5 protein-coding genes are annotated in these 9,318 nt (G+C 38.1%); 2 read left to right on the top strand and 3 right to left on the bottom strand.

Annotated features, from left to right (window positions below; genetic code table 11):
• The 3 genes from EZ456_RS24735 to EZ456_RS24725 form a co-directional block, all read right to left on the bottom strand.
• Nucleotides 1-237, bottom strand: a 237-nt coding sequence (locus EZ456_RS24735; RefSeq protein WP_131532281.1) for an ISAon1 family transposase N-terminal region protein, incomplete at its 3' end; no start/stop codon positions are given.
• Nucleotides 238-520: 283 nt separating this feature from the next.
• Complete coding sequence (locus tag EZ456_RS24730) at nt 521-1,105, bottom strand: 50S ribosomal protein L25/general stress protein Ctc (protein ID WP_131534867.1); 585 nt, start codon at nt 1,103-1,105, stop codon at nt 521-523.
• A gap of 157 nt (nt 1,106-1,262) precedes the next feature.
• Complete coding sequence (locus tag EZ456_RS24725) at nt 1,263-2,204, bottom strand: ribose-phosphate pyrophosphokinase (RefSeq protein WP_131534865.1); 942 nt, start codon at nt 2,202-2,204, stop codon at nt 1,263-1,265.
• Nucleotides 2,205-2,574: 370 nt separating this feature from the next.
• On the opposite strand from EZ456_RS24725, the gene EZ456_RS24715 reads away from it, so the two are divergent.
• Together EZ456_RS24715 and EZ456_RS24710 are read left to right on the top strand one after the other, a co-directional pair.
• Nucleotides 2,575-5,601 (top strand): glycosyltransferase family 117 protein, encoded by a 3,027-nt coding sequence (locus tag EZ456_RS24715; protein WP_131534863.1) that lies wholly within the window; start codon nt 2,575-2,577, stop codon nt 5,599-5,601.
• Between the two features lie 216 nt (nt 5,602-5,817).
• Nucleotides 5,818-8,859, top strand: a complete 3,042-nt coding sequence (locus EZ456_RS24710) for a glycosyltransferase family 117 protein (protein WP_131534861.1) — start codon at nt 5,818-5,820, stop codon at nt 8,857-8,859.
• Nucleotides 8,860-9,318 lie beyond the last annotated feature (459 nt).

Here is a 9,318-nt window from a genome sequence, read left to right as displayed (position 1 = left end):
CCACTTACGTCGCTTCACTTTCAAAAAACAAGGCTTGCCACGTAAGGGAAAGTCTCGAACGGTAATTTCATCGAAAAAGCCTTTAGAAATCAATTTCTCACCTGAATACTCCTCAGGGTGAATGTTTTTTTCTAAAAGATAAATATGATAAGAGCCTTCAGAAAGTTCAAACTTATCAAGTTCAAAGTATTCGGTTAAGCCTTCAGGAAGTATAAAAGATAGTATCGAGGTGTCCAAAATAATAATGTTGAACAAAATTAAATAAAATTCTCAAATCCCCAACTTTTTTGCTTGATCCCCAAAGACTAAAGCGAAAAGTCTGAAATCAGGAGTCCGAAGTCGGGAGTCTAAACCAAGAATTTAACTCATTCATTTTCAAACAGGTTTTTAATGGATGGCTGAGCGGATAGCGTTAGGCATTTAGCGTAGACTAATCAAAAATTCAACAAAAAAAGCGGTGCAAAATTGCTTTTGCACCGCTCTAATCTGTGAAATCACATTAATCAGTGAAATCCCTGTACTATTTTTTACCTTTTGCAGCTTCAGTTTCTGCTTGTTTTAATGCTCTAGACATTGCAACAGAAACGATAGTATCTTCAGGAGTGTTGGTAATTGCGTATTTATCACCTTTAAGGTCACGAACACGAACTAAACTACCTACTTCTAATTTCTCTATGCTTACTTCTACGTTTTGTGGCATATCAGCTGGTAATGCTTTAACACGTAGTTTACGTAATTTCTGGATTAATTTACCCCCCATTTTAACACCTGGAGAAGTTCCTGTTAATTTAACCGGGATCTCCATAACGATTTCTTTCTCATCAAATAACTGAAGAAAATCGATGTGCATTAAGATGTCGGTAAGTGGGTGATATTGAGTGTCTTTTACGATAGCTTTAGTTTTAGTACCATTAACCTCAATCTCCACAAAGTTTACATCCGGGGTATAAATAACATCTCTTAAGTCAGCAATAACTACAGCGAAGTGTTGTTGCTCTTTTCCACCATACAATACCGCCGGAACTTTACCTTCGTAACGAAGTTCCTTGGCATCGCGTTTCCCTACGTTCTCTCTTGGAGAACCGCTAATTGCGATTGTTTTCATTTTATTTTTATTTTATCTTTATTAGTAGTCGATATTAAGTATCGAGTATCAAGACCTTAAGCCTTTAACCTTTTACCCTCCACCTTATTTAAACTCTTTTTTATTGCTTTGCGTTTGGCGGCTGGCGTTTTAAACGCTTATCGCAATACGCTTAACGCTATACCCTAAACAGATCACTAATTGAACCATGTTCGTTTACATTGGCAATTGCCCTTGCAAATAAACTGGCGGTGCTTAGCACCCTGATTTTCGGACTTTCCTGTTTCAACGGGATGGTGTCCGTAACGATTAACTCGGTTAATACCGAATTTTCTATCGTTTCTATTGCTTTGCCTGATAATACCGCATGTGTACAAACCGCTCTTACACTTGCTGCTCCGTTTTCCATAATCAAAGCCGCAGCTTTTGATAAGGTTCCGGCAGTATCGCAAATATCATCAATCAATACCACATCCTGTCCGGTCACATCACCAATAATCGACATTGATTCGATTTCGTTGGCACGTTTACGGCGTTTATCGCAAATAATTACCTCAGCATTAAAAAACTTAGCAAAAGTACGTGCTCTATATGAACCACCCATATCTGGCGATGCAATAGTTAAGTTTTTCAATTTTAAGCTTTTGATATAAGGCACAAAGATTACCGATCCATCTAAGTGATCAACCGGAATATCAAAGAAACCTTGTATCTGTGCAGCATGTAGGTCCATCGTCATAATGCGGTGAATACCTGCTGATTTTAATAAGTTAGCCACCAATTTGGCGCCGATTGCTACACGCGGTTTATCTTTTCTATCCTGACGGGCCAAACCATAATAAGGAACAACTGCCGTAATATAATGTGCCGATGCTCTTTTAGCAGCATCAACCATTAGCAAAAGTTCCATTAAATTATCGCTGGGCTGATAAGTAGACTGGATTAAAAAAACATCACTACCACGAATTGACTCATCAAAGGAAGGTTGAAACTCTCCATCACTGAATTTGTGAATGGTTACGCTACCAAGTGGCTTGCCGTAATGTTCGGCAATCTTAAGTGATAATCCCTTAGAACCTGTTCCGGAAAAAAGTTTTACCGGGTTAAACTGCAATGGCATGGGTTCGTGTAGTTTACGGTTAAAAAAAATCGGATCATGTCCATTTAAAACATGATCCGATATTAAATTTTCGTTGTCCGACCTGGATTCGAACCAAGACAAACGGTACCAAAAACCGTTGTACTACCCTTATACTATCGGACAAAAACTTATCAAGGATATTCTCCTCGAAAGGGAATGCAAATGTAGGAACCTTATTTTAAATATGCAAGAGTGATTTTAAAATATTTTTAATTTCTTTCCCGCTATTCCTGTTTGCGATGCAAAGATAAAAAAATCATCATATAGCGTGCAACATTTTCTTTTTTTATGCGACTTTTTTTACTGCGAACCACTTAAATCATTTATTATCAAAGACTAAAATTAAACTATGAATTACTCAAGGATCAACACCATTGGAGGCTGGCTCTGTTTTATCGTTGCCGCACTCACGTACATCTTAACTTTAGATCAATCTGTAAGTTTCTGGGACTGTGGCGAATTTATCTCTTCAGCCTTCCGAATGGAAGTGGTTCACCAGCCGGGCGCCCCAATAGTTTCGATGATCCAAAGGTTGTTTTCGGCACTTGCTTTTGGCGATAAAACCAAAGTAGCGTATTTTGTTAATATATCTTCTGCGCTTGCAAGCGCAGGCACCATCCTCTTTTTGTTCTGGACCATTACCGCATTGGCCAAGAAAACAGTGCTTAAAAAAGGTGAAGAAATCACGAACCAAAAAATCATCGGTATTATGGGCTCAGGTTTTGTTGGGGCTTTGGCTTATGCCTTTTCAGATAGCTTTTGGTTTTCGGCTGTAGAAGCTGAGGTTTACGCCATGTCGTCGCTTTGTAGTGCTATTGTATTTTGGGGCATATTAAAATGGGAATCGCAGGCTGATGAACCAAAATCAGACCGATGGTTACTTTTCGTGGCTTATATGATGGGGATTTCTATTGGTGTACACATCTTGAACCTGCTTACCATCCCCGCCTTAATATTTGTGTATTATTTCAAAAAGGACCCATCGCCCAACTGGCAAAGCATTTTAAAGGTATTTTTTGTTTCGATTGCTATCCTCGCGACCGTACAATTTGGCATCATCCAATATGTAATATCTTTTGCAGCCAACTTCGATTACTTTTTTGTAAACACCATGGGCTTAGGTTTTGGAACGGGCATATTGTTCTTTGCAGTTCTCGTTATTGGAAGTTTGGTTTATGGCATCCGTTATTCTATCCTTAAAAATAAAAGGATTTTAAACCTGGCCATGTTATTTACCGTTTTGCTGCTTTTTGGATATAGCTCTTTTGCGTTACTCATTATCAGGGCGCAGGCAAAACCAAACCTAAACAACTATAATGTAGATAATGTATATTCTTTTTTAAGGTATGTTGGTCGTGACCAATACGGCGACAAGCCACTGTTTTATGGAGAGAACTACAATTCAGAAAAAACCGACATTAAAGAAACGGGCAAGATTATCCGTAAAGGCGATAAAAAATACGAACTCGCCGGAACAAAATCGGCATATGTTTTTGCCGATAAAACTTTACTGCCACGCATGTACAGCGACAAAACGGAACACATCAACTTTTATAAAAGCTATATGGGTTTTAATGATGAGCACAAACCTACCTTGTTGGATAACCTAAAATACATGTTATCTTTCCAGACCTGGCAAATGTACATACGTTATTTTATGTGGAATTTTGTAGGCAGACAGGATAATGAAGATGGACAGTTTGGTGGAAAGGACGGAAACTGGCTTAGTGGTGTAAAACCATTGGATGCGATCAGGCTTGGCAATCAAAAAAACCTTCCACCATCTATTGTAGAAAATAAGGCATACAATAGATTTTTCTTTTTGCCATTAATTATCGGTTTAATTGGTGCTGTTTGGCATTTTAAACGCAACCAAAAGGACGCAGGCATTATTGGCCTGCTGTTTGTTTTTACGGGCCTCGCTATTGTCGTTTACCTCAACTCTGTTCCTATTGAGCCACGCGAAAGAGATTATGCCTATGTGGGCTCATTTTATGCCTTTGCAATCTGGATAGGTTTAGGTGTTTTTGGATTAAAAGACTTTATCTTCAAAAAATTAACACCTGTGCGGGCCAATATTTTTGCTTCGATTATAGCCTTGTTAGGTGCCCCGATGATTATGGCCAACCAGGGCTGGGATGATCATGATCGCTCTGATAGTCACCTGGCGAGGGATATGTCTGTTAATTATTTAAAATCTTGCGCCCCTAACGCTATCTTATTCACCTATGGTGATAATGATACCTACCCGGTGTGGTATGCGCAGGAAGTAGAGAATATCCGTCCGGATGTGCGGGTGGTAAACCTTAGTTTATTCACTGCCGATTGGTATATCGATGGGATGCGAAAAAAACAAAATGAATCTGCTCCCTTACCCATCACCTTAAAGCATGAGCAATATGTTGAAGGCACGAGGGATATTATGTACTATCAGGATTATAAGATTGCGCAACATATCGAGTTACAGGAAATTTTAGACGTGCTCCTATCCGATCATGACGAAGATAAAGTAACCATGACTGATGGTTCTAAATACAATGTACTGCCTACCAAAAACCTTAAACTGGCGGTAAGTCCGCAGCAGGTCTTAGATACCGGAACCGTACCAAAGGAAGATGCAGGCAAAATTGCAAGCAGCATGGAATGGACTTACAATTCGAATTTTGTAACCAAAGGTACCCTAGCTTTATTTGATATTTTAACACATAATAATTGGGAAAGACCGATTTATTTTAGCGGTGCAATGCCAAATGAGCAATACATAGGGCTTAACAAATACCTCTATTCGGAAGGCTTAAACAAAAGGTTACTGCCCTTAACACCCGATACCGCAATTACACAAGATTTTGATCGTGTAAACCTGAAACCGATGTACAATAACCTGATGAATGTATATGGCTTTGGCAACATTAAAAATGCCAACCATTTAGACAGGCAATCTGCTGATGATGTAACCATGTTCTCGAATATGTTTAACGGTTTATTAACTGGCTTAATAAATGAAGGTAAAATTACCGAAAGCAAAAAAGTGGCTAATAAATATTTTGAGGTGATTCCTGCTAAATTTCATAGTATGCGTCAGGTAATGAGTACTTATTATTTCACCGAAAGCCTATATCGCTTAAATGATTTAAACCGTGCAAATGCGATGATCAAAAAAACGGCCGATTATTTAGGCAAAGAACTCACCCACCTGGCTGATGTTTCAGAGAGCAAAAACCAGCTAGCATCAGAGCAGGATGTGCGTTTCTATCTTGGCTATTTGGGACAAATGGCAAAATTAACTGAGGTATTTAAACAAGCTGAGCTGAGCAAAAGTCTCGAAAAACAATACAACGATCTGATTGCAAGGTTTACCCCATTTGCAGCAGGCTAAGCAAAAAACATTCTAATTTTTAACCCATAGGCAGATTTTGCATTTCCGCTTATGGGTTTTTGCTTCGCAGAGAAATTAAAATCCTTTATGTTAAAGGCCTTAAGCCGTTAAAAATTGTTAAATCAATCGAAAAATTTACCTGTTTTATCGACTAGAATAGTTAATTTCGGCAGCATTTTTATGTGAAAACAATTTTTAATATCATTAAACAAACCAATGAATTATTCAAAAGTTAATAATATAGTAGGCTGGATCTGCTTTGTAATTGCTACACTAACTTACGTTTTAACCTTAGAGCCTTCTGCCAGTTTTTGGGATTGCGGTGAATTTATCGCATCGGCATTTAGAATGCAGGTTGTTCACCAACCAGGTGCACCTTTATTCTTAATGCTCCAACGTTTCTTCTCCATTTTTGCAGCTGGAGATTTAACCAAAATCGCTTACTGGATGAACGTAGGTTCGGCTGTTTCGAGCGGGGCAACTATCTTATTCTTATTTTGGACCATCACTGCATTGGCTAAAAAAACAGTGTTAAAAGCTGGGGAAGAACTAACAACTGGCAAATTGATCAGTATTATGGGTGCAGGTGCCGTTGGCGCTTTGGCTTATACTTTCTCTGATAGTTTTTGGTTTTCGGCAGTGGAATCGGAGGTTTATGCACAATCATCATTATTTACAGCGATTGTATTCTGGGCTATCCTTAAATGGGAAGCACATGCGGATGAGCCACGCGCCGATCGTTGGTTATTGTTTATTGCCTATATTATGGGTTTATCAATTGGTATCCACTTGTTAAACTTGTTAACGATCCCAGCACTTGCTTTTATTTATTATTTCAAAAGAACCGATAAAGCAACAACATCAGGAATTATAAAAACCCTTATTGTTGGTATTTTAATCTTAGCGGTAATCCAATATGGTATTATCCAATACCTGGTTTCATTCGGTGCGTATTTCGATTTATTCTTTGTTAACACATTAGGTCTTGGTTTTGGAACGGGTGTTTTATTCTTCGCCATTTTATTAATCGGCGCCTTGGTTTGGGGAATCCGCTATTCGATTCAACACCAAAAGAAATTATTAAACTTAGGTTTAATCTCTACCGTTTTAATCATTTTCGGTTATGCATCCTTCTCGATGATCATCATCAGGGCAAAGGCCGATCCGAACTTAAACAACAGTGCGCCTAAAGATGCTTTCTCTTTCTTAAGTTACCTAAATCGTGAGCAATATGGCGATAGACCATTAGGTTACGGCCCTAATTATAACTCTGAAAGAGTAGGTGTTACTGAAGGTAAAACCATTTGGAGAAAAGGAAAAGAAAAATACGAGGTAGCTGGTAAAAAAACCGATTACGAGTATAACAACAACACTTTATTGCCACGCATGTATAGCGATGACCCTAAACATGCGGCTTTTTATAAAGAATGGATGCGCTTAGATGACACCAAAAATCCTAATTTGGTAGATAATGTTGGTTTCTTGTTCAGCTATCAGATTGGCTACATGTATATGCGTTATTTCATGTGGAATTTTGCTGGCCGTCAGAATGATGAGCAGGGTCAAGGTAGCGGACATGAAGGCACCTGGATTAGCGGTATTAAACCAATTGATGCAATGTTGAGAGGTAATCAAACTAATCTGCCACCATCAACTGTTGATAATAAAGCGTATAACCGTTTCTTCTTTTTACCATTAATTTTAGGCGTTATTGGTGCACTTTGGCATTTCAAACGTAACCAAAAAGATGCCGGAGTTGTTGCATTATTATTCTTCTTTACCGGTATTGCCATTGTATTATACTTAAATCAAAAACCATTGGAGCCCCGTGAAAGGGATTACGCTTACGTAGGATCGTTCTATGCCTTTGCGATATGGATCGGGCTTGGGGCGCTCGCTATTAAAGAGTGGTTGTTTAAAAAACTAACCCCAACTGCCGGTGCCATCGGCGCAACGGTGATTGGATTATTGGCTGCACCGGTAATTATGGCCGAGCAGGGATGGGATGACCATGACCGTTCTACGAAAATGGTTCCACATGATATTGCTTTGGACTACTTACAATCTTGTGCGCCAAATGCTATCTTATTTACTTATGGCGATAATGATACTTACCCGCTTTGGTATATCCAAGAGGTAGAAAATGTTCGCCCTGACGTACGTATTGTAAACTTAAGTTTATTCGATACAGATTGGTACATTAACGGCCTAAGACAAAAACAAAATGAATCTGCTCCATTGCCAATTTCAATGAAACCTGAGCAATATGTACAAGGAGAAAGAGATGTAATGCCATACGATGATTACAAAATTGCAGGTAGTATTGAACTTAAAAATGTAGTTGATTTATTGTTATCAAACGATGAGAGCGATAAAGTACCAATGCAGGATGGATCAAAATCTAACTTCTTGCCAACTAAAAACCTTAAAATTACAGTAGATCCGCAACAAGTGGTGAGTACAGGAACGGTTTCAGCAGCTGATGCTTCAAAAATTACCACCACAATGGATTGGAAATTTAATAAAGGTTATGTTACTAAAGGAACTTTGGCCATGTTCGATATCCTTGCACATAACAACTGGAAACGCCCAATTTATTTCGCTTCTACAGTACCTTCTGAGCAATATAACGGCTTAGATAAGTATTTATACAGCGAAGGTTTAGCCATGCGTTTATTGCCACTTAAAGCTGATACAACAGCATCTGAGGATAGACCAGAGCAATTAAATACTCCTGTATTGTACAATAATGTGATGACTAAATTTAAGTGGGGAAATATGAAAACCGCTAAATATTTAGATCCACAGTCATCAGATGATACTTTCATTTTCACCAATATCTTCAGTAGCTTAACCAACAGCTTAATTAAAGAAGGTAAAATTGCTGATGCCAAAAAAGTAGTAGATAAATATTTTGCGGTAATGCCTGATAAATTCTTCGGTATCCGTACAGTTGTAGTGAAATTCTACATGGCTGAAAACTTATATAAACTAGGGGAAACTGCCAGAGCCAATGATATTTTAGACAAATCTGGCGATTATATCAATAAGGAATTAAACTACCTGGCTGATATTTCACAATCAAAAGGTTTAACCGGATCACAGAACATTCAAACCGGTTTATACTACCTGGATAGAATGATAAAAACGAGTAAAGCTGCAGGGCAGGATAAGTTAAGTGATAAACTACAGAAAACGTTTAACAGTTTAGAAAGCCGCCTGTCGATGTTTTTCCCACAACAGGGTCCACAACAATAATAAGCGGATCTGAACAATAAACTTACAAAGCAGCTGCATTAATTTGTAGCTGCTTTTTTGTTGCGCTTGCGCTATCAAACCTATCAGGTTTTTGAAACCTGATAGGTTTAAATCATAACCTGAGTTTAATAATGATTGATGTTTCACTCGATTATACTCTCGATCGTCCTTTAGATTTGTTTTGATATATTATTTAAGAAAATCTAATATTTATTTTACTTAGCTTAATTATCAGATTACCTAAAGCGGTAGCGGCACATTAATATTTCGTCAAGGTTTTTATACCTATAGCATGATGCAATCCGCTACCGTTTTTTCCCTTAGTGACCAGATAACAATTAGGGCAATACCCATTATTAAGGACTAGGATCGATGGGGTAAAAATTAGGTAACTATTACAAACATAAAAAATAACAGGATGATTGTCTCTACAAATTTTTTTATTGGGATTGATGTTTC

This window comes from Pedobacter psychrodurus (assembly GCF_004331735.1).
GTDB lineage: Bacteria > Bacteroidota > Bacteroidia > Sphingobacteriales > Sphingobacteriaceae > Pedobacter > Pedobacter psychrodurus.
Note: the sequence above shows the minus strand (reverse complement) of the source record. Positions and strands in the feature narration are given on the sequence as shown.

What these genes read in the sequence shown, in the direction of transcription:
- EZ456_RS24730 (WP_131534867.1), bottom strand. Translation starts at nt 1,105, where the DNA reads ATGAAAACAATCGCAATTAGCGGTTCTCCAAGAGAGAACGTAGGGAAA.
- EZ456_RS24725 (WP_131534865.1), bottom strand. Translation starts at nt 2,204, where the DNA reads ATGCCATTGCAGTTTAACCCGGTAAAACTTTTTTCCGGAACAGGTTCT.
- EZ456_RS24715 (WP_131534863.1), top strand. Translation starts at nt 2,575, where the DNA reads ATGAATTACTCAAGGATCAACACCATTGGAGGCTGGCTCTGTTTTATC.
- EZ456_RS24710 (WP_131534861.1), top strand. Translation starts at nt 5,818, where the DNA reads ATGAATTATTCAAAAGTTAATAATATAGTAGGCTGGATCTGCTTTGTA.